Origin of the sequence: Rhizobium sp. AC27/96 (assembly GCF_001692325.1) — a bacterium.
In the GTDB taxonomy this organism is placed as follows: Bacteria; Pseudomonadota; Alphaproteobacteria; order Rhizobiales; family Rhizobiaceae; genus Rhizobium.
Genome location: NZ_LXKN01000001.1, coordinates 940,577 through 962,134 on the forward strand (window position 1 = coordinate 940,577; position 21,558 = coordinate 962,134).

A 21,558-nucleotide genomic window follows, 5' to 3' on the forward strand; every position below is an offset into this window, starting at 1 on the left:
GTATGTGCGGTATTGTTGGGATCGTCGGAACGAAGCCGGTGGCGGACCGCCTGGTGGATGCGCTGCGGCGCCTCGAATACCGCGGCTACGATTCGGCTGGCGTTGCGACCATCCATGAAGGCGCGATGGATCGCCGCCGCGCGGAAGGAAAGCTTTTCAATCTGGAAAAGCACCTGGAAGCAAACCCGCTACCCGGCACCACCGGCATCGCTCATACGCGCTGGGCAACTCACGGCGTTCCCAATGAAACCAACGCCCATCCGCATTTCGTCGACGGCGTCGCCGTCGTGCACAATGGTATCATCGAAAACTTCTCCGAACTACGTGAGGAATTGAAGGCAGAGGGCCGCGTATTTGTCTCGCAGACGGATACTGAAGTGGTGGCGCATCTGCTGGCGAATTACATCCGCGACGGCCTTGAGCCTCGTGCTGCCATGCTGAAGATGCTGAATCGCGTCACCGGCGCTTATGCGTTGGCCGTGATGTTTGAAAACGATCCCGGCACGCTGATGGCCGCTCGTTCCGGTCCGCCGCTCGCGGTCGGATACGGCAAGGGAGAGATGTTTCTCGGTTCGGATGCCATTGCGCTCGCTCCCTTCACCAATGAGATCACCTATCTCGTCGATGGCGACTGCGCGATCGTCACCCATGGTGGTGCGACCATTATCGATTTCAACGGCAAGGAAGTGAGCAGGCCCCGCCAGATCTCGCAGGCGACCGCCTATGTGGTCGACAAGGGCAACCATCGCCACTTCATGGAAAAGGAAATCTACGAGCAGCCGGAGGTCATTTCGCACGCGCTCAGCCATTATGTGGATTTCGCCAGCCATCAGGTGCGCCCGAGCGTATCGGCAATCGACTTCGGCAAGGTTTCCGGCCTGGCGATTTCAGCTTGCGGTACGGCCTACCTCGCCGGTCTGATCGGCAAATACTGGTTCGAGCGCTATGCCCGGCTTCCAGTCGAAATTGATGTAGCCTCCGAGTTCCGTTATCGCGAAATGCCCTTGTCGCCTACACAGGCGGCGTTGTTCATCTCGCAGTCCGGCGAGACGGCCGATACCTTGGCCTCTCTGCGCTATTGCAGGGACAATGGTCTAAAGATCGGTGCCGTCGTCAACGTCAAGGAATCGACGATCGCCCGCGAATCCGATGCGGTGTTCCCGATCATGGCTGGCCCCGAGATCGGCGTTGCCTCGACCAAGGCCTTCACCTGCCAGCTTGCCGTTCTCGCCTCCCTGGCGATCGGAGCGGGCGTCGCCCGCGGCACCATCAGTGCTGCGGACGAAAAGGAAATGGTGCGCCACCTCGTCGAGATGCCGCGCATCATGGCGCAGGTGCTCAATATCATTCAGCCGCAGATGGAAAGCCTCTCGCGCGACATTTCGAAATACAAGGATGTGCTTTATCTCGGCCGTGGCACCAGCTTCCCGCTCGCTATGGAGGGGGCGCTGAAGCTGAAGGAAATCTCGTATATTCATGCCGAAGGTTATGCCGCCGGCGAGCTCAAGCATGGGCCGATTGCGCTGATCGACGAGAATATGCCCGTCATCGTCATCGCTCCCCACGATCGCTTCTTCGACAAGACGGTTTCCAACATGCAGGAAGTGGCGGCACGTGGCGGCCGAATCATTTTCATCACCGATGAAGCGGGTGCCGCCGCATCGACGCTACCGACCATGGCGACGATTACTCTGCCCGTCGTTGACGAGATCATCGCGCCGATCATCTTCTCGCTGCCGATTCAGCTGCTTGCCTATCACACTGCCGTCTTCATGGGCACGGACGTCGATCAGCCGCGCAACCTCGCCAAATCGGTGACTGTGGAGTAGGGCCTAGCTCCATTTCGGTCCCGGCGGTCACGTCGTCGTGAGCGAGAGCTCCGTTCGGCGCGGCGGGATGACAGCCGGGTTGTGTGCCACATCGATTTCTGGCACTTTTCCTTGAGGAGAGGTTGGGGGAGGATTTGCCTGATAGCGCTAGGCGGCGGAATGGAGTTTTCGAACGGCACATGACTGAGAAACTCATCAAGATGTCCGTGACGACGCGGATCAGAAACAACTTCCTGGCCGGCCTCATCATCTGCGCTCCGATCGCCATTACGATCTGGCTTACTTGGTCCGTCGTCCATTGGGCAGACAGCTGGGTTCGCCCCTATATTCCCGCGCGCTACGATCCTGAGAGCTATCTGAACTTCGCTGTCCCGGGCACCGGCCTGGTGATCGCGATGATCTTCATCACGATCGTCGGCTTCCTGGCCAAGAACCTGATCGGGCAAAGCATCGTTCGTTTCGGCGAGTCGATCGTCAATCGCGTTCCGCTGGTGCGAAGCATCTACAAGAGCGTCAAGCAGATCTTCGAGACGGTGCTGAAGGAGCAGGGCACTTCGTTCAAGAAGGTGGGATTGATCGAATATCCAAGCCCCGGCCTCTGGTCGATGGTGTTCATTTCGACCGATGCCAAGGGCGAGATTGCCTCGAAATTCAATGCCATGGGTCACGATATGGTCGCGGTGTTCCTGCCGCCGACACCGGTGCCGACAGCAGGCTTCCTGGTTTTCGTCCCGCGCGAAAAGATCACGGTGCTCGACATGGGCCCCGAGGACGGCGCGAAACTTCTGATTTCCGGCGGCCTGGTTTCGCCCGAATATAAGGAAGAGCTGGTTGCGGCGAAGGGCCTGCGCGCACCGGTCCCAATGAAATCCCTGACCTAGGGACGGCTCTGTTTCCATAGTCGGTCGCCCATCTTCGCGCGCCGCGCGAATTGTCATGCGCCTATCATGTTGACGCCTTAGATCGTCGATGGGGACAGGCAACCGGACGTATTTCATCATTGAGTGCTCGGAGTTTGGGCGCCGGGCGATTGCTCTTCGACGCAAGGCTCTGGACCAGGCCGAGGATGATGCCGCTGTCTCCGCAAGGGTTTTCAGCAGGAGGATATTGCCTTGAAATATATGCGTTCGAAGAGCCTGCCGCTGCTGTCGGCGGCGCTTGCCACATTTGTTTTCGCTGCGCCGGTCGCAGCACTTGCCGATACTTCGGTAGCCGTTCAGGGCCTGACGCTCGTCAACAAGGGCCGGGTCGCCATCGGCCGCATTCCGGCCAACCAGCGCGACAAGTTCGGCGAGACCTTCGGCTCGGGCTCTGGAATGTCTATCGACACCAAGAGCTGGACCAGCAATCCCGACGGCACCTACAAGGGCTCGCTCTGGCTGCTGCCGGATCGCGGCTACAATGTTGCAGGCACCACGGACTATCGCGCACGCCTTAACACGATCGATATCCTGCTGACGCCGGTCGCTCCGGGAGCTACGCCGCCGGCCGGCAAGGAGCAATCGGGTGTCGACGCCAAGCTTGCTGACACCTTGCTTCTGAAGGATGATAAGGGTGTCGAGGCGACTGGTCTCGATCCCGCCAATGGCACCCGCCGTGCTGAAGGCGGTATGCCGTTGTTGCCCGAAGCGCCGAACGGCAAGATCTCGCTCGACAATGAAGCCATTGCCCGTCTGCCCGATGGCACGATGTTCATCAGCGATGAATACGGTCCCTATATCTATCGCTTCTCGGCGGATGGCCGGATGCTGTCGGCCACGCCACCGCCGGAAGCATTCCTGCCGATGCGTAATGGCGCCGTGAATTTCTCCTCGAACAATCCAGGCCCCGGCGAAGCTGCTCCCGATCCGAAGGATCCAACAAGCGGACGGCAGAACAACCAGGGCTTCGAAGGCATGTCTTTGACCCCGGACGGCAAGTTCCTGATTGCCGTACTGCAATCGGCGACCCGCCAGGATGGCGGCGATTCCGGCTCGACACGGCAGAACACGCGCGCGCTTGTCTATGACGCTTCCGATGTCGCTCATCTGAAACTGGTGCATGAATATGTCGTGCCATTGCCAGTTTTCACCAATGAAAAGGGCAAGACGGTGGTTGCCGCCCAGAGCGAAATCGTGGCGCTCTCGCCGACGAGCTTCCTGATGCTGGCTCGCGATAGTGGCAATGGTTATGGTCAGAAGGGTGACAAATCCCTCTACCGCAGCATCGACATTGTCGACGTTTCCTCCGCCACGGACATTGCCGGTAGCAAGTTCGATACCGGCACATCGGTCGCACCCAAGGGCGTTCTCGACTCCACTGTAAAGCCGGCGGCGGTCAGCCAGTTCATCGACATCAACGATGGCGCCGATCTCGCTCGCTTCGGCCTGCACAATGGTGCCCCGAACGATCGCAGCAATCTTTCGGAGAAGTGGGAAGCCATGTCGCTTGCCAGCGTTCAGGACCCGAAGCTGCCGGACGACTACTTCCTGTTCGTCGCCAACGACAACGACTTCATCACCCAGGATGGTTTCCAGGTCGGAGCCGCCTACAAGGATGATAGTGGCGCCGATGTCGACACTATGTTCCAGGTGTTCCAGGTGACCATTCCCGGTCTTGCCGGCAAGTAAGCCTTTGAGAGAGGGTGGACGCGGTCGGCGCGTCCATCCATTTATCCTGCTCGCAGGAAACGGATCGCCTCGTCGCGGCGGAAGAGATAGAGCAAGGTGCGTATCGCCATGCCGCGCTCTCCGGTCAGTTCCGGATCGCGCTCGATGATATAGGCGGCATCCTTGCGGGCGATTTCCAGAAGATCGGCATGGGCTTCGAGGCTGGCGATGCGAAAGCCCGGCGTGCCGGACTGGCGCGTGCCCAGAAGCTCGCCTTCACCGCGCAGCTTCAGATCCTCCTCGGCGATACGGAAGCCATCCTCGGTGTCGCGCATGATCGACAGCCGGGCGTGTCCGGTTTCACCAAGCGGCCCCTTATAGAGCAGGATGCAGGTGGAGGCTTCGTCGCCACGTCCGACGCGACCGCGCAGCTGATGCAACTGCGCCAGGCCGAAACGTTCGGCATGTTCGATGACCATGATCGTCGCATCGGGAACGTCGACGCCAACTTCAACGACGGTTGTCGCGACCAGCAGCCGTATCTCGCCATTCTTGAAGGCCATCATGACGGCGTCCTTTTCAGGACCGCTCATCCGGCCATGAATAAGGCCGATGCCAGGGCCGAGTGCGCTCGTCAATGTCGCGTGACGCTCCTCGACGGACATTAAATCAGATTCTTCGGATTCTTCCACAAGTGGGCATATCCAATAGGCTTTCTTGCCTTCCGATAGCGCGCTTTTTAACCGACCGACGATCTCGCCGGTTCGCTCGTTCGGAATGGTGATCGTCTGGATCGGCTTGCGCCCGGCCGGCTTCTCTGTGAGCTTGGAGACGTCCATATCGCCGAAGGCGGCCAGCACGAGGGTTCGCGGAATGGGCGTCGCGGTCATGACCAGCATATGCGGTGAGATGCCCTTTGCCGTCAGGCGCAGGCGCTGGTGGACGCCGAAGCGATGCTGCTCGTCGACCACGGCCAGCACGAGATTGGCATAGGCGACACTGTCCTGGAACAGCGCATGCGTGCCGATGATGATCTGCGCTTCCCCGGAGGCTATGCGCTCGAGAATGGCGTCTCGCTCACGACCTTTCGTCCTCCCTGTGAGAACTTCCACCGAAAGATTTGCATTTGCTGCGAATTTTGAGATCGTCGTATGATGTTGCCGTGCAAGGATTTCGGTCGGCGCCATCAACACCGCCTGACCGCCGGTCTCGATCGCTGCGGCGATCGCCATCAGCGCCACCAGCGTCTTGCCGGCCCCGACATCGCCCTGCAGCAGCCGCAGCATGCGCTCCGTGCCGGCCATATCCTTGAGAATATCCGCCACCGCTTCACGCTGGCTGTTGGTCATCGAGAAGGGCAGCGATTCCAATATCTTGCTGCTGATTTCTCCCGTGGCATGCACAGGCTTCCCGGCGACCTTGCGCAGCCGCTGGCGCACCAGCGATAGCGAGAGCTGCCCGGCTAGGAATTCATCATAAGCAAGCCGGCGGCGCGCCGGCGTCTGCGGATCGATATCGGCTGCATCTCGCGGCGCATGCAGCATGTGGAAGCTGTCCGATATCGAGGGGAAGCCCTGCTTCTGTGCCAGAGCCAGATCGTCCCACTCCGGCAGTTCAGGCATGCGCGGCAGTGCGGCCTCGATGGTCTTGCGCAGGAACTTCGGCGAGAGGCCGGCCGTCAGCGGATAGACCGGCTCGACCAGCGGCAGGTTTTCCGCCTCGCTCTCGCGCATAATGTAATCCGGATGCACCATCGATGGCCGGCCGTTGAACCAGTCAACCTTGCCGCTGACGGTTACCGTTTCATCGAGCGGCAGCTGCTTTTCCAGCCATTGCGCCTTGCCGCGGAAGAAGACCAGCGCCAGCTCTCCGGTCTCGTCGTGCAGGTAGACGCGATAGGGCGCGTTGCTGCGCGGCGGCGGCGCCTGGTGACGGTCGACGCGGCCGGTAATGGTGACGATCGTGCCCTGTGGCGCCCTGGCTATACCGGGCTGCTCGCGCCGGTCGATGATGGAATGCGGCGCGTGAAACAGGAGGTCGATGACCCGGCAATCGTCGATCGTCTCGCGGTCGAGCAGCTTCACCAGCAGTTCGGATACCTTCGGCCCGACGCCGGGCAGCGAGGAGATGGAGGCAAACAGAGGGTCGAGGATGGCGGGGCGCATGGCGGGCAAAATGCGACGGGCAGGGTGGATTTGGCAAGGGGCGGCCGGAAACTCCTCTCCATTGAGGCCAACACTCCCCGGAAAATTGCGTCCGGGACGCTTTTTTCTGAAAAATCGGTTCCCACCTTTCCCTGCTGGTTTTATAGAGACGCATCAACATAAAGGTGTTTTTGATGACTGGGCTCACCCTCAGCAGTGCCGATCTCGATCCCCGCCGTCGGCGCATCCTTTTTCGCTGCTGGCATCGCGGCATCCGCGAGATGGATCTGGTCTTCGGGCAGTTCGCCGATAATGAGCTGCCGGGCTTGGCGGAAGCCGATCTCGACGAACTCGAGCGGATCATGGATGAAGAGGACAACGATCTCGTCAAGTGGATCCTCGGCACCGAGCCGATACCGCAGCATCTCCAGACGCCGCTGTTCGAGCGTATCGGATCCTACAAGCCCGATTTCGAAGAGATCGCCGAAAGGTTTGGTTTAACGAAATGATTCCCGGTTTCGACGCGAAGAAGGTGCTCGCCGCAAGCGAGCCGCTGACGGTCGGTCATGTTCCGGCCGGCATGGAGCCGTTCCTGCTTGCCGAGTTGGCAAGGGCCGGTCAGCCGGTCGCCTATGTCATGTCCGATGGACAGCATATGGCCGACGTCGAGCAGATGCTCGGCTTCATTGCGCCCGAAATACCGGTGTTGAGTTTGCCGGCCTGGGATTGTCTTCCCTATGACCGCGTTTCCCCGAGCTCCGATACTTCGGCTCGCCGTCTGGCTGCCTTTTCCGGGCTGATCGCGTATCACCGCAAGCCGCATGCCGCGATCGTGCTGGTGACGGTCAATGCCATGCTGCAAAAGGTGGCACCGCAGGATATCATCGAGAGCCTGGCGTTTTCGGCAAGACCGGGCAACCAGGTGCGCATGGACGACATCGCCAGCCGCCTGGAGCGCAACGGCTTTGATCGCGTTGCCACCGTGCGCGAAGTCGGGGAATTTGCCGTGCGCGGCGGCATTCTCGATGTCTTCGTTCCCGGTACGGAAGAACCGGTGCGTCTCGATTTCTTCGGCGACACGCTGGAAAGCATCCGCAGCTTCGATCCCGCCAGCCAGCGCACGATCGGGCAGGTCCGCTCGCTCGATCTCAATCCGATGAGCGAAGTGACGCTGACGCCGGATACGATCAGCCGTTTCCGCAAGAATTATCTTTCCGCCTTTGGCGCCGCTACTCGCGACGATGCGCTCTATCTCGCCGTTTCCGAAGGCCGCCGCTACGCGGGCATGGAGCATTGGCTGCCGCTGTTCTACGAGAAGCTGGAGACGGTCTTCGACTATCTCAAGGGCTTCCGGCTGGTGACGGACCATACGGTGCGCGAGGCCGCCGAGGAGCGCTCCAAGCTCGTTTTCGACTATTACGACGCTCGCTTGAACTCCGGCCAGCAAAGCAAGAGCCAGATGGGACAGGGCACGCCCTATAAGCCCGTCACGCCGGGCCAGCTCTATCTCGACGGCGGTACCTTCGGCAAAGCGCTTGACGCGTTCAACTCAGTCCGCATATCGCCGTTCAACGAACATGAGGGCGAGGCGCGCCGCGTTCTGAGCATCGACGCCCGCCAGGGGCCGCGCTGGGCGCGTTCGGCGACCGAAAGTGCTGACAGCGAACGCGTGAACGTCTTCGATGCCGTCGTCAAGCATATCGCCGACAAGCGTGCCTCTGGAGCCAAGGTGCTGATTTCAGCCTGGACGGAGGGCTCGCTCGACCGCCTGCTGCAGGTGCTTGCGGAACACGGGTTGGCACGCGTCAAGACGATCGAGGCTTTCAAGGATCTCGGCGGCTTGGCGAAAGGCGAGGCGGCAGCGGCCGTGCTCAGCCTGGAAGCGGGCTTCGAGGCCGGTGATCTCGTCATTATCGGCGAGCAGGACATTCTCGGCGACCGTATGGTGCGTCGCTCCAAGCGCCGCAAGCGTGCCGCCGATTTCATCTCGGAAGTGGCGGGCCTGGACGAAGGCTCGATAGTCGTTCATGCCGAACACGGTATCGGCCGTTTCGTCGGCCTCAGGACCATCGAGGCGGCGGGTGCTCCGCATGCCTGCCTTGAACTGCAATATGCCGACGACGCGAAGCTGTTCCTGCCGGTCGAAAACATCGATCTCTTGTCGCGCTATGGCGGCGAGGGCACCGAGGCGCAGCTCGACAAGCTCGGCGGCGGCGCCTGGCAGATGCGCAAGGCCAAGCTCAAGAAGCGCCTGCTCGATATGGCCGGAGCTTTGATCCGCATTGCGGCCGAGCGCCTGACCCGGCACGCGCCGGTGCTCAGCACCCCGGACGGCCTCTATGACGAGTTTGCCGCCCGCTTCCCTTATGACGAAACCGAAGACCAGATGAATGCCATCGAGGCGGTGCGTGACGATCTCGGCGCCGGCCGGCCGATGGATCGCCTCGTGTGCGGCGATGTCGGCTTCGGCAAGACGGAAGTGGCCCTGCGCGCAGCCTTCGTTGCGGCCATGAACGGCGCACAGGTCGCCGTTGTGGTGCCGACGACACTGCTTGCGCGGCAGCATTTCAAGACCTTCTCCGAACGGTTCCGGGGCTTGCCCATTCGCATCCAGCAGGCATCGCGACTCGTTGGCGCCAAGGATCTGGCGTTGACAAAGAAGGAAGTGTCCGAAGGCAAGACGGATATTGTCGTCGGCACGCATGCGCTGCTTGGCGCGGGCATCCAGTTCGCCAATCTCGGCCTGCTCGTCATCGACGAGGAGCAGCATTTCGGCGTCAAGCACAAGGAGCGCCTGAAGGAGCTGAAGAGCGACGTGCATGTGTTGACGCTGTCGGCAACGCCCATCCCGCGCACGCTGCAGCTAGCGATGACCGGCGTGCGCGAGCTGTCACTGATCACCACGCCGCCGGTCGACCGCATGGCAGTGCGCACATTCATCTCGCCCTTCGACTCTCTGGTCATCCGCGAAACGCTGATGCGCGAGCATTATCGCGGCGGCCAGAGCTTCTATGTCTGTCCGCGCCTCGCTGATCTCGCCGATATCCACGCCTTCCTGCAATCGGATGTGCCGGAGCTGAAGGTGGCGGTCGCGCACGGCCAGATGCCGGCCGGCGAACTCGAAGACATCATGAACGCTTTCTATGAAGGCCGTTACGATGTGCTGCTCTCGACCACCATCGTCGAATCCGGCCTCGACGTGCCGACGGCGAACACGCTGATCGTTCATCGCGCCGATATGTTCGGCCTTGCGCAGCTCTATCAGCTTCGTGGCCGCGTCGGCCGCTCCAAGGTGCGCGCCTTTGCGCTCTTCACGCTGCCGGTCAACAAGGTGCTGACGGCGACGGCGGAGCGCCGCCTCAAGGTGCTGCAATCGCTGGATACGCTCGGCGCCGGTTTCCAGCTTGCCAGCCACGATCTCGATATCCGCGGCGCCGGCAATCTGCTTGGCGAGGAACAGTCCGGCCATATCAAGGAAGTCGGCTTCGAGCTTTACCAGCAGATGCTCGAGGAAGCGGTCGCCGAGGTCAAGGGCGTCGACGAGATCCAGGACACCGGCTGGTCGCCGCAGATCTCAGTCGGCACGCCGGTCATGATCCCCGACAATTACGTGCCGGATCTGCATCTGCGCATGGCGCTCTATCGCCGCCTCGGCGAAATCACTGAAATCAAGGAGATCGACGGTTTCGGTGCCGAAATGATCGACCGTTTCGGGCCGATGCCGATCGAGGTCCAGCATCTGCTGAAGATCGTCTACATCAAATCGCTCTGCCGCATCGCCAATGTCGAGAAGCTGGATGCCGGCCCGAAGGGCGTCGTCGTGCAATTCCGCAACAAGGAATTCCCGAACCCCGGCAATCTCGTCGGCTATATCGCCAAGCAGGGCACGATGGCCAAGATCCGCCCTGACCACAGCGTCTTCCTGACGCGCGACCTGCCGACGCCGGAAAAGCGGCTGCAGGGTGCGGCTGTCGTCATGACGCAGCTGGCGGAACTGGCGAAATAGGAAGGTTGAGTGAGATGCTGCGCGGCTTTCCGCACCTGAAAGCCATCAGGATTTTGCGGAAATCGCGCTCAGCTCTTCCAGATCGAGATCTCGCTCCAGTTCGTGGAGCGTTTCATCGTCGATATCTCCGGCGCGGTGAAGCCGTATGAGTTCGCGGCGACCGGTCGCGACCGCTTCCAGAACGACATCGAAATGTGCCTGGAGCATGGGGGCGTACTCGTCCGTGCGCGCGGCATAGTCGACGATCTTTTCCGCTCTGGTCTGATAGCGATTGAGCAGCTGCGGGTGAATAAGATTGCCTTCGCTGTCGTAGGCCAATGTCTGGATCGTCGCCCATTGCGCTTGCGCCATGGCGGCTTCCGCCTGGCTCATGGTGAAGCGAGCTTTGGCCGATTCCGGCTCCGTCAGTTGCGACCACTTGATGACATACCCAAGCGTGGTGCCCTGCAAAAGCACGGTCCCGAGAATGATGGCAAACGACGTCACCAGGATAAAGTCGCGGCCGGGGAAGTTTTCGGGCACGCTCAGTGCCAGGGCAAGCGTGACCACCCCGCGCACGCCAGCCCAACCCAGCACGGTTGCGCCGCGGAACCCGAGCGGAGTATAGCGCTTAACTCCCAGAAGATTGCACAGGCTGATGACCCAATCGGAGCCGTAGGTCCATGCAAAGCGTGCGAGAGTGAGCGCGATCAGGATGACGAGTATCGGCAATCCCATCGTGGCGAGAACCACGTCGAAACCGCCGCCGCGTTCGACAACACCGCGCAGGGATAGGCCGATCAGGATGAAAACCGTGGCTTCCATGAGGAAGACGATCACGGTCCAGAATGACGTGCCGCGCATGCGCGTGGAAGCGGACAGGACGGTGTGCTGGTGCCAGCTCATGATCAGGCCGGTGGTCACCGTCGCGATGACGCTCGAGACATGCAGCAGTTCGCCGAGCAGGTAGGAAATCCATGCCAGGAGCGCAGTGGCGGCGATGATCAGATATTCGTCGCCCAGCCGGCGCACGAACAGAACCCATGTCGTGCCGACAGCGATGCCGACCACCGCACCGCCGATTGCCAGCACGAAGAAGCTCCCCACGGCATCCACAGCACTGAAGGCGCCGGTCACGCCGGCGGCGATGGCGAAACGGAAGAGCACCAGGCCGCTCGCATCATTGAGCAGGCTTTCGCCCTCAAGCAGGATTTGCAGACGCCGGGGCAGCTTCACGCGCTCCAGCACCGCCCGGGCAGACACCGCGTCCGGCGGCGACACGATGGCTCCGAGGGCTGCGCAGGCCGCCCAGGGGAGCGAGGGAAACAGCAGATGGGTCACCATGGCCACGACGGCGCACGTGAAGAAAACCGCACCGATGGCGAGCGAGGCAATGCCGATCATGTGGCGGCGAACGCGCCCCAGAGCGATGGACCAGGCACCGTCCAGAAGCAGAGGCGGCAGGAAGATGACCAGTACCAGAGCCGGATCGATCTGTATGGTCGGCAATCCCGGCAGAAAGGCAATCAACCCGCCACCCGCAAGCAGCGCCACGGAGGGCGGCATTCCGAGCCGGTGAGCGGCATAATGAAGTGCGATGATCGCTACAAACATCGCGATCACCAACTCGAATAAATGTGTTGGTTCCATACGCCCGCCCCGAGTGCTGTCCCTCTTTATCGAAGCTATTAAAGGGTTTGTCTCGGGGGAATGCAATCGGGCGGGTGGTCGGCCAGAATCGAGAAGGTCTCGCCGCGCAATCTGCAAAGGGCAGCTCGAGACACCTACCCGCGCAGCAGGCCTGCTGCTTTCGGCAGCTAGGTGGAAGCCTCCTTGTAGTGGCTGAGCTTCTTGAGGATGAAGTCTTCCACCTCGCGTAATTTAGCGATCTTCTCGCGAATGATCTTCAGACGCTCATCAAGGACCTCGACGATCTGTGGTCCCGTAGGCTCCTGCTCGGCATAGGCCTTTAACAAGGGACAGATCTCCTTCAGGGAAAAGCCGAGCTGCTTTGCCTGGCGAACCTTTTCGATCGTTGCGATGGCGGATGCATCATAGTCCCTGTAACGCCGTGAACCTGCCTGTCGCGGGCTGGACGATATGATGCCCATCTGCTCGTAGTGGCGGATGCCGTCTTTCGACATGCCTGAAATCTCGGCCAGTTCACCAATCAGCATAATGGTCTCCGAATTCTGGAATTCTGTCTTGACTGTGGGGTAACCCAACAGATTATCGCAGATGAAATCTCGAATGGAAATCACAGGAGTTGAGGTTTCATGGCAGAAATATCGTCAAGGCCGGTTGCGTTGATCACCGGCGCCTCGTCGGGAATAGGCAGGGATTTTGCCCTGCGGCTTTTGCGTGAAGGCTATATCGTCTATGGGGCGGCACGCCGCGTCGACCGGATGCAGAACATCGTCAGTGCCGGTGGTGTGTCGCTTGCCATGGATGTGACTGACGATCATTCGATGACGGCAGGCGTGGAAACGGTCATGCGGGACCATGGACGCATTGATGTGCTGATCAACAATGCCGGTTATGGGCAGTACGGCGCCATCGAGGATGTGCCGCTGGATCTGGCGCGCCGGCAGATGGAGGTCAATCTGTTCGGCCTCGCGCGGCTGACCCAGCTTTGCCTGCCACATATGCGGGCACGCAAATCGGGCACCATTTTCAACATTTCCTCCATCGGCGGGAAAATCTATACGCCGCTCGGCGGTTGGTATCACGCCTCGAAGTTCGCTCTCGAAGGCTGGTCGGATGTGCTGCGCAACGAAGTTCAGTCCTTCGGCATCAATGTCGTGGTCATCGAGCCGGGTGGTATCGAGTCGGAATGGAGCGGTATCGCCACGCAGGAAGCAGAGCGTCTTTCCGGCAATGGAACTTATGCCCAGTTGGTGCGTGGTTTCATCAGGGCCCAGAAGGGAATGCGCGGCGCGCCACCACCTGACGTAATCTCTGATCTCATCGTCAAGGCCCTGAAAGCCCGGCGGCCGAAGACCCGCTACTCGGCAGGACGGATGGCACGGCCGTTGTTGTTGCTGCGCAGATGGCTATCCGATCGCATGCTGGACCGGCTCATCATGACGGCGTTTCGATAGATCTCGAGCCGGGTAGCAAGTGCCGGCTTGTCAGGTGCAATCCGCCAACCAATCGTGAAGTCGGCGGATAAGGCTCAATTCATCCCGGCCCGCGCCTCGGCCTTCATCTTGGCGATGTCCCGTAGCGCCTCCACCAGCACGTCAGGCGTCTGCGCGCCGCTTACGGCATATTGCTGATCGAAGATGAAGAAGGGCACGCCGGTGACGCCGATCTTCTGGGCAGCGTCGATTTCGGCGATGATCAGGTCGCGGTCAGCGTCGGAGGCGAGCAGGGTTGAGATGACGGAGCGGTCGAGCCCGGCCTTTTCGGCAATATCGAGCAGAACCGCGTGGTCGCCGATATTGCGACCCTCTTCGAAATTGGCCTTGAAGAGCGCGTTGACGACCTTTTCCTGCTTCTCGCGGCTTTCGGTGACAGCCCAGTGGATGAGGCGGTGTGCATCGAGCGTGTTCGGGCCGATCTTGATGGCCTCGAAATCGAAGGCGATGCCCACTTCACGGCCGAGATCGGTCAGCATCTTGTGTCCCTGCGCCACGCGTTCGGCGCCGCCGAGCTTCTGTTCCAGCGCCTTCTTCTGATCGACGCCTTCGGGCGGATAGTCCGGATTCAGCCGATAGGGACGCCAGTTGAGGTCGACACCCACTGTATCCTGCACTTCGGCAATCGCCAGCTCCAACCGGGCCTTGCCAAGATAGCACCACGGACAAACGACGTCCGAGACGATATCGATCGTGATGCGTTCCATGGCTCTATCCTTTCAGTTTTGGCTTGTTTCCACCATCTAGGCCTTTGCGCCGATGGCTTCAACCGGTTACCGAAAGGGAACCAGCGGGATTGCACCACACATTATTGTGCGGATGCATCCCACCAGACGGGCAGATAATAGCCGTAGAGCGGCAATGTGTCGGGATGGGCGATACGGCTGCGCCGCGCCACCCATTGCTGCGCGATATGATAGAGCGGCACGACGTAGTAGCCCGATATCAGGATACGATCGAAGGAGCGCACGGCGTCTCGAAAATCCTCGGCCGAATGCGCCGTGAGGAAATGATCGATCAACGTATCCACATCGGGATCGGCAACGCCGGCGAAATTCAGGCTACCCGGGGACTTCGCGGCGCCCGAGCTCCAGCGGCCCACCTGCTCGATACCGGGCGACAGCGATGACGGATAGGATTTGATGATGACGTCATAGTCGTAGCTGGTCGTCCGCAGCTGATATTGCGAATCGTCGACGGTGCGGATGGTCACGGCGATGCCGAGCAGGCTCAATGAACGGCGATAGGCGATGGCGATTCGCTCCTGATCCGCATTCTGCGTCATGATTTCGAAGCTGAGTTGCCGCCCGGCGCTGTCGACCATGCGCTCGCCCCTGATCGTATAGCCACCCTGCTTGAGGAAATTGACGGCCTTGCGCAGGATCGAGCGATCGCGTCCGGAACCGTCACTGACCGGCAGCTTGTAGGTGCCATCAAGTACGTCGGCGTCGATATGGTCCTTGATCGGGCCAAGCATGGCGAGCTCATTGGCATCGGCGGGAACGCCAAAGGAGGAGAGATCGGAATTCTGCCAATAGCTTTCCGTGCGGGTATAGGCATCGGATGCCAGGTTGCGGTTGAACCATTCGAAATCGAAGGCAAGCGTCAGGCCCTTGCGCACATTCTTGTTGGCGAAGATCGGCCGGCGCGTATTGAAGACGAAACCCAGCATGCCGCTCGGCGTTTTCGGCGTGAACGTCTCCTTGACGACCAGGCCGGAGCTTACGGCCGGGAAATTATAGGCCTGCTGCCAGTGCGCCGGGCTGCCATCCGGATAAATATCGATGTCCCCCTTCTTGAAGGACTCGAACACCGTCGTGTCCTGCAGGAAGTAGTTCACGATGATCTGGTCGTAGTTGTCGACGCCAACCTTTACCGGAATATTCTTGCCCCAGTAGTCGGGGTTGCGTTCGAAAACGATTCGCTGGCCGGGATCGACGCTCTTCACGCGATAGGGGCCGGAGCCGATGGGAATGCTGAGCGTCGTGCGTTCAAAATTATCGATATCGGTGGCGTGTTTCGGCAGTATTGGTAGCGACGAGGCAATGATCAGCGGCGTTTCGCGATTCGCCTTCTCGTTGAAATGAATGAGCACGCCATGCTCGCCGACCTTCTCCATCTTGCTGACCGTTTGCAGCGGGTAGGAGAACAAGACACGCCCCTTGTCGCGCAGGAGCTCGAACGTGAAGATAACGTCCTCGGGCGTGACCGGCTGCCCGTCCGACCATTTCGCATCGGGATTGAGATTGAACTGGATATAGCTCCGGCTGTCGTCCCATTCGACCGTTTGCGCCAGCAGCCCGTAAAGCGTGAAGGGTTCGTCGCGCGAGCGCACCATCAGCGATTCGAAGATGAGGTTGCCATATTCCGGGTCCCACATGCCGCGCGCGGTCGTGCGCATGCTTTTCAGAATGAAGGGGTTGAGGTTGTCGAACGTGCCGACGACACCATAGCTGATATGGCCGCCTTTTTTAACGTCCGGATTGACGTAGGGCAAATGTTTGAAATCCGCCGGCAGTGCCGGCTCGCCATGCATGGCGATGCCATGGAGCGGTTGCGCCACTGCGGCGTTGCACAAGACTGCGAGGAACAGGAAAACAGCGATCCGGAGCGCTTGCATGGCATCCTTTCCGGTAAGGGGTACGATTCGGCCGAACCTTATCATGAGCGTGCCGAATTCAACACGCGACCGTGGAATTCTTGGGTCTGGATAGAAAAGACCAAAGAAATGCTGGATATCCGCGCCGGTGCGATGTAACAGGGGTGCCGGGTTTCCCGGGTCATGCATTTGCCTTATTCATTCGACAGGTGGACGACGGTTTGACCCGAATGGCATGGGACGGCACGCGTCGTTCCGCAGCGGATTTCAGGAGGCGGTTTCGCTATGATGTTCAAGACTGACAACAAAATGCGGGCAGGTCTCTCTGCTCTGGCTCTCATGATCGGCGCGGCGCTTCCGGCGGCTGCTTTCGCTCAGGATGCGTCGAATGCAGCTCCTGCCGATGGTGGTAGCGATCCCAACCAGCCGCGTCTGGGCTGGTACAAGACCTGCGCCAAGCAGGACGATGCCGATATCTGCATCGTGCAGAACCTGATCATGGCCAATAATGGCCAGCTGGTCACGGCTGTCGGCCTCATCTCCGTTGATGGCAAGGTCAACCGCAAGATCCTGCAGATTTCCGTTCCGACGGCTCGCCTTATCCCGCCCGGCATCACCATGCAGGTCGACGGCGGCAAGGGTCAGAAGCTCGACTACGCAGTCTGCCTTCCGGACAAGTGCACCGCTGAAGTTCCGGTAACGGACGCAATGGTTGCCTCGCTGAAGAAGGGAACCGATGTGACCTTCACCTCGATCAACTTCCGCCGCGCTCCGAACCCGATCAAGATTTCGCTGAGCGGCTTTGGCGCTGCATTTGACGGCCCGGCGATCTCCGACAGCAAGCTTGCCGAAAGCCAGAAGAGCCTGCAGGACAGCATGCAGAAGAAGGCCGAGGAAGCACGCAAGAAGCTGGAAGACGCCCAGAAGGCTGCCAAAGCGCAGTAAGCCTGCGGAATTTCATTATCTCATGAAAGAAAAAGCCCGGAGCGATCCGGGCTTTTTCTTTGTGGTTCATCGCCACGCGGCATGATGCACAAATGAAAAGGGAAGGCTTTGGGATGCCTTCCCTTCAAAATAGACTGGAATTTTCAGCGCTTAATGGGCAAAGCTCATCTTGGGCTTGAGCTGACCTGTCGGCGCCTGGTCGAAAATCTGCGCGATCTGCGGGTTGCGGAGCGGAACGCCGCTCTCATCGCTGATCAGATTCTGTTCCGACACATATGCGACATACTCCGTCTCGTCGTTTTCGGCGAGAAGGTGATAGAAGGGCTGGTCCTTGCTGGGGCGCACTTCTGCCGGAATGGAATTCCACCATTCCTCGGTATTTGCAAATTCCGGATCGACATCGAAGATGACACCGCGGAAGGGGAACATCCGGTGTCGAACCACATCGCCAATATTGAATTTTGCGTTGCTTTGTTTCATGGCACGACTTCCTTTCACATGTTCATGTGGTGACATTCACCACTGAAATCAAGGATTTTGCCCCCATTCCTTCATCGAACTGACACATTGGGCTCGGTTCAGGATCGAACGCAATAGAGAGCCGAATGTGAAAATTCAATGCCGTGGGTCGCCTGCCACCGGCTTCCCGATCATGAAGAAAGCCCCGGCGAGCCGGGGCTTTCGTGTCTTGTATCAGGCCGAGTAGTACATGTCGTATTCGACAGGATGCGGGGTCATTTCGTAACGCATGACTTCCTGCATCTTCAGCTCGATGAACGCGTCGATCTGGTCGTCATCGAAGACGCCGCCGGCGGTCAGGAACTTGCGGTCCTTGTCGAGGCTTTCGAGTGCTTCACGCAGCGAGCCGCAAACCGTCGGGATCTTCTTCAGCTCCTTCGGCGGCAGATCATAGAGATCCTTGTCCATGGCCTTGCCCGGATGGATCTTGTTCTTGATGCCGTCGAGGCCAGCCATCAGCATGGCGGCGAAGCCGAGGTAGGGGTTGGCGGTCGCGTCAGGGAAGCGGACTTCGACGCGCTTTGCCTTCGGGTTGGTGCCGAACGGGATACGGCAGGACGCGGAGCGGTTGCGAGCCGAATAGGCAAGCAGAACCGGTGCTTCATAACCCGGGACGAGACGCTTGTAGGAGTTCGTCGACGGGTTGGTGAAGGCGTTGAGCGCCTTGGCATGCTTGATGATGCCGCCGATGTAGAAGAGGCAGCTCTCCGAGAGGCCCGCATATTCGTCGCCGGCGAAAGTCGGCTTGCCGGCCTTCCAGATCGACTGGTGAACGTGCATGCCCGAGCCGTTGTCGCCGAAGATCGGCTTCGGCATGAAGGTTGCCGTCTTGCCGTAAGCATTGGCGACCTGATGGACGACGTACTTGTAGATCTGCATCTTGTCGGCGTTGCGCACCAGCGTGTCGAACTTGATGCCGAGCTCGTGCTGGGCAGCAGCAACTTCGTGGTGATGCTTCTCGACGACGACGCCCATCTCGGTCAGAACCGTCAGCATTTCAGAACGCATGTCCTGGCAGCTGTCGATCGGCGGAACGGGGAAGTAGCCGCCCTTGACGCGCGGACGGTGACCGAGGTTGCCGGTCTCATAGTCGGTGTCGTCGTTGGAAGGCAGTTCGCTGGAATCGAGCTTGAAGCCAGTATTGTAGGGATCGGCCTTGTACTTGACGTCGTCGAAGACGAAGAATTCGGCTTCCGGGCCGAAGAAGGCGGTGTCGCCGATGCCGGAGGCCTTCAGATAGGCTTCGGCCTTCTTGGCGGTGCCGCGCGGGTCGCGATTGTAGGCTTCGCCCGAAACCGGGTCCAGGATATCACAGAGGATAACCATGGTGGACTGCGCGAAGAACGGATCCATGTGGACCGTATCCGTATCGGGCATCAGCACCATGTCGGATTCATTGATGGCCTTCCAACCCCCAATCGAGGAACCGTCGAACATGACGCCATCGGCGAACATGTCTTCGTCGACGCAGACCACATCCATGGTGAGGTGCTGCAACTTGCCCTTCGGGTCGGTGAAGCGCAAGTCAACGAACTTGACGTCGTTGTCCTTGATTTGTTTCAGAATATCGCTTGCGGTCGTCATTAAATTGCTTCCCTTGACTTAGATGACGATTACGAGCCGCGGCCATATGGGCCGGGCGGGTTAGATGGCGTCGATGCCCGTTTCGCCGGTGCGGATTCGGATGACTTCCTCCACATTGGAGACGAATATCTTTCCATCGCCGATACGGCCGGTTTGCGCAGCCTTGCGGATGGCATCGATCACTGCCTCCGCATTTTCGTCTGCCAATACGACTTCGACCTTCACCTTCGGCAGGAAGTCGACGACATATTCGGCGCCACGATAAAGTTCCGTGTGGCCCTTTTGACGACCGAAGCCCTTCGCTTCCGTGACGGTGATGCCCTGCAGGCCGACTTCCTGAAGGGCTTCCTTCACTTCGTCGAGCTTGAAGGGCTTGATGATCGCTTCGATCTTTTTCATGAGAAAATGTCTCTCCGCTTTTCCTGTTACAGCAGGACTACTCCCCGCTCGGCCAACGTAATGCACGTATCATGCCAGTTGAGAATGGGTTGCTGTAAAAAATCCCGGCGAATTCGCGCCGAGACGATGAATTGATGAGGATTTTTTGGAAAAATGGAAGCGATTTCGCGTCGAAATGCGTTGGATAAGTAAAATTTCGCAAAAAAGTGCCGTGCACGTCATATTCATGCTCGTACAAGGGCTTGAATGACTTTGTTCAATCATTAAGCAAATGCATATTTATTGATCAAAATGACCCTCAGGATAGCGGTTGTTTTTCGGGCAGATTTCGCATCTATAATATTGCCTCATGACGTTACCCCTTGCCGATTTGCTACTCTCGCCGGAAGACATGGCCGCCGTGGACAGGGAGGCCGCCGCTTCCGGCATCGATTCCTATGGGCTCATGGAAAAAGCAGGGCAGGCTGTCGCCGCAAGCGCGCTGCGGCACTTTCCCGAGGCATTGCGATACGTTGTCCTTTGCGGCCCGGGCAATAATGGCGGTGACGGCTATGTGGTGGCACGCGCTCTCAAGGGGAGCGGAGCCGATGTAGGCCTTTTCCATCTGGGCGATCCGCAGCGGCTGAAGGGTGATGCAGCGCGTGCTTTTGCTGATTGCCGGATCGAGGGTGCGGCAATCGGAGGCTATGTGCCGCGCGATGGCGATGTCGTGATCGACGCGATCTTCGGCGCGGGGTTGTCTCGGCCTGTTCCAAATGAAGTTGTGGTGGTGATCTCGCGTATCGCCGAGGCCGGAATCCCCGTCATTGCCGTCGATCTGCCCTCCGGGCTCGACGGATCGAGCGGCCAGATCCTTGGCGCCGCTTTTCGCGCGTCACGCACGGTCACCTTCATGACGCGCAAGCCAGGCCATCTTCTGCTGCCCGGCCGCGATCTGTGCGGCGACCTGGAGGTTTTCGACATCGGCATTCCCGCACGCATCGTCCGTGCCCACGCCGATGGCATTCTCGCCGAGAACACGCCGGCCCAATGGCGGACGGAGATACCGTCGGAGGCTTCGGATACGCACAAATACAAGCGTGGTCATCTCGTCGTCTTCTCGGGGGGCGCGAACGCGACCGGGGCTGCCCGCATGTCGGCCATGGCGGGCCTGAAGGCAGGGGCGGGGCTCGTCACCATCGCTTCGCCGAACGACGCATTGGCGGTCAACAGCGGCATGCTGACGGCAATCATGCTGCATGCCATTGATGACATAGCGGCGTTGCAGGAGTGGTTGTCAGATCGGCGGCTCTCGACTTTCGTTCTTGGTCCCGGCTTCGGAGCTGGCGAAAAGGCGCGCCGGTTCTGCCTTGCGCTCGCCGATCGTCATCTGGTGCTCGACGCGGATGGGATTACCTCGTTCCGCGATCATCCCAAACAACTGTTCGATGCCTTTGCCGAAGGACCGACACGCCTGGTGCTGACACCGCATGAGGGTGAATTCGCGCGACTTTTCCCCGATATCGCGGCCAACGTCAGTCTGAGCAAGGTCGATAAGGCAAGGGCTGCAGCAGCCCGGGCTCATGCCGCCATTATCTACAAGGGTGCCGATAGCGTGATCGCCGCGCCGGACGGCAGGGCGCTGATCAATGCCAATGCGCCGCCCTGGCTTGCGACCGCCGGCTCCGGCGACGTGCTGGCCGGCATCGTCGGCGCGCTCGTGGCGCAAGGCGCGCCGGCCTTTGAAGCGGCAGCGGCAGGCGTCTGGCTGCACGGTCTGGCTGGGCAACGTGCCGGAAAGGGGCTGACGGCCGAGGATCTGGTCGCCAGCGTTAGCCCTTTTTGAA

The 21,558-nt window shown here is 59.9% G+C and carries 17 protein-coding genes; 9 read left to right on the forward strand and 8 right to left on the reverse strand.

Annotated features, from left to right (window positions below):
• Window positions 1–2: 2 nt before the first annotated feature.
• The 3 genes from glmS to A6U86_RS04705 all read left to right on the forward strand — a co-directional run bounded on the left by glmS (window position 3) and on the right by A6U86_RS04705 (window position 4,438).
• Entirely contained in the window at window positions 3–1,829 is a 1,827-nt protein-coding gene (glmS, locus tag A6U86_RS04695; protein ID WP_068386553.1) for a glutamine--fructose-6-phosphate transaminase (isomerizing), read from the forward strand.
• 179 nt (window positions 1,830–2,008) lie between these two features.
• Window positions 2,009–2,710, forward strand: coding sequence for a DUF502 domain-containing protein (locus tag A6U86_RS04700; protein WP_068386556.1), 702 nt, complete (start codon window positions 2,009–2,011; stop codon window positions 2,708–2,710).
• Between the two features lie 231 nt (window positions 2,711–2,941).
• The gene (locus tag A6U86_RS04705; RefSeq protein WP_068386559.1) at window positions 2,942–4,438 is read left to right on the forward strand and encodes an esterase-like activity of phytase family protein; all 1,497 of its coding nucleotides are present in this window, start codon (window positions 2,942–2,944) and stop codon (window positions 4,436–4,438) included.
• Window positions 4,439–4,479: 41 nt separating this feature from the next.
• Here the strand turns inward: A6U86_RS04705 and recG are convergent, their stop codons facing one another.
• Window positions 4,480–6,582 (reverse strand): ATP-dependent DNA helicase RecG, encoded by a 2,103-nt coding sequence (gene recG / locus A6U86_RS04710; RefSeq protein ID WP_068386562.1) that lies wholly within the window; start codon window positions 6,580–6,582, stop codon window positions 4,480–4,482.
• Window positions 6,583–6,755: 173 nt separating this feature from the next.
• Here recG and A6U86_RS04715 point away from each other — a divergent pair, with 173 nt between their 5' ends.
• Entirely contained in the window at window positions 6,756–7,070 is a 315-nt protein-coding gene (locus A6U86_RS04715) for a succinate dehydrogenase assembly factor 2 (protein WP_068386565.1), read from the forward strand.
• On the forward strand, window positions 7,067–10,567 hold the full coding sequence (gene mfd, locus A6U86_RS04720) for a transcription-repair coupling factor (protein WP_068386568.1): 3,501 nt from the start codon (window positions 7,067–7,069) through the stop codon (window positions 10,565–10,567). Before A6U86_RS04715 ends, mfd begins: the two co-directional genes overlap by 4 nt.
• Window positions 10,568–10,612: 45 nt before the next feature.
• On the opposite strand, the gene A6U86_RS04725 is transcribed toward mfd, so the two are convergent.
• Together A6U86_RS04725 and A6U86_RS04730 are read right to left on the reverse strand one after the other, a co-directional pair.
• A complete protein-coding gene (locus A6U86_RS04725; protein WP_068386570.1) occupies window positions 10,613–12,196 on the reverse strand; it encodes a Na+/H+ antiporter in 1,584 nt (527 codons plus the stop codon).
• 167 nt (window positions 12,197–12,363) lie between these two features.
• The gene (locus A6U86_RS04730) at window positions 12,364–12,723 is read right to left on the reverse strand and encodes a MerR family transcriptional regulator (RefSeq protein ID WP_068387899.1); all 360 of its coding nucleotides are present in this window, start codon (window positions 12,721–12,723) and stop codon (window positions 12,364–12,366) included.
• Window positions 12,724–12,822: 99 nt separating this feature from the next.
• On the opposite strand from A6U86_RS04730, the gene A6U86_RS04735 reads away from it, so the two are divergent.
• Window positions 12,823–13,647 carry an oxidoreductase gene (locus A6U86_RS04735; RefSeq protein ID WP_068386573.1) on the forward strand — a complete coding sequence of 275 codons (825 nt, stop codon included), beginning with the start codon at window positions 12,823–12,825 and terminating at the stop codon, window positions 13,645–13,647.
• Between the two features lie 74 nt (window positions 13,648–13,721).
• Here the strand turns inward: A6U86_RS04735 and A6U86_RS04740 are convergent, their stop codons facing one another.
• Together A6U86_RS04740 and A6U86_RS04745 are read right to left on the reverse strand one after the other, a co-directional pair.
• Window positions 13,722–14,393: a DsbA family oxidoreductase gene (locus tag A6U86_RS04740; protein WP_068386575.1), complete on the reverse strand. Its 672-nt coding sequence runs from the start codon at window positions 14,391–14,393 to the stop codon at window positions 13,722–13,724.
• Window positions 14,394–14,494: 101 nt separating this feature from the next.
• Window positions 14,495–16,306, reverse strand: a complete 1,812-nt coding sequence (locus A6U86_RS04745; RefSeq protein WP_068387902.1) for an extracellular solute-binding protein — start codon at window positions 16,304–16,306, stop codon at window positions 14,495–14,497.
• Here A6U86_RS04745 and A6U86_RS35555 point away from each other — a divergent pair.
• Both A6U86_RS35555 and A6U86_RS04750 read left to right on the forward strand, forming a co-directional pair.
• A complete protein-coding gene (locus tag A6U86_RS35555; RefSeq protein ID WP_198929029.1) occupies window positions 16,232–16,444 on the forward strand; it encodes a hypothetical protein in 213 nt (70 codons plus the stop codon). The genes A6U86_RS04745 and A6U86_RS35555 overlap by 75 nt on opposite strands.
• Window positions 16,445–16,570: 126 nt before the next feature.
• Window positions 16,571–17,230, forward strand: coding sequence for an invasion associated locus B family protein (locus A6U86_RS04750; RefSeq protein ID WP_068386578.1), 660 nt, complete (start codon window positions 16,571–16,573; stop codon window positions 17,228–17,230).
• A 150-nt stretch (window positions 17,231–17,380) separates the two neighbouring features.
• On the opposite strand, the gene hspQ is transcribed toward A6U86_RS04750, so the two are convergent.
• The 3 genes from hspQ to A6U86_RS04765 form a co-directional block, all read right to left on the reverse strand.
• Window positions 17,381–17,710 carry a heat shock protein HspQ gene (gene hspQ, locus A6U86_RS04755; RefSeq protein WP_068386581.1) on the reverse strand — a complete coding sequence of 110 codons (330 nt, stop codon included), beginning with the start codon at window positions 17,708–17,710 and terminating at the stop codon, window positions 17,381–17,383.
• A gap of 213 nt (window positions 17,711–17,923) precedes the next feature.
• Window positions 17,924–19,333, reverse strand: coding sequence for a type I glutamate--ammonia ligase (glnA, locus tag A6U86_RS04760; protein WP_068386584.1), 1,410 nt, complete (start codon window positions 19,331–19,333; stop codon window positions 17,924–17,926).
• A gap of 60 nt (window positions 19,334–19,393) precedes the next feature.
• On the reverse strand, window positions 19,394–19,732 hold the full coding sequence (locus A6U86_RS04765) for a P-II family nitrogen regulator (protein WP_003539626.1): 339 nt from the start codon (window positions 19,730–19,732) through the stop codon (window positions 19,394–19,396).
• Window positions 19,733–20,081: 349 nt separating this feature from the next.
• Here A6U86_RS04765 and A6U86_RS04770 point away from each other — a divergent pair, with 349 nt between their 5' ends.
• Complete coding sequence (locus A6U86_RS04770) at window positions 20,082–21,557, forward strand: bifunctional ADP-dependent NAD(P)H-hydrate dehydratase/NAD(P)H-hydrate epimerase (RefSeq protein WP_068386587.1); 1,476 nt, start codon at window positions 20,082–20,084, stop codon at window positions 21,555–21,557.
• The last annotated feature ends 1 nt before the right edge of the window (window position 21,558 follow it).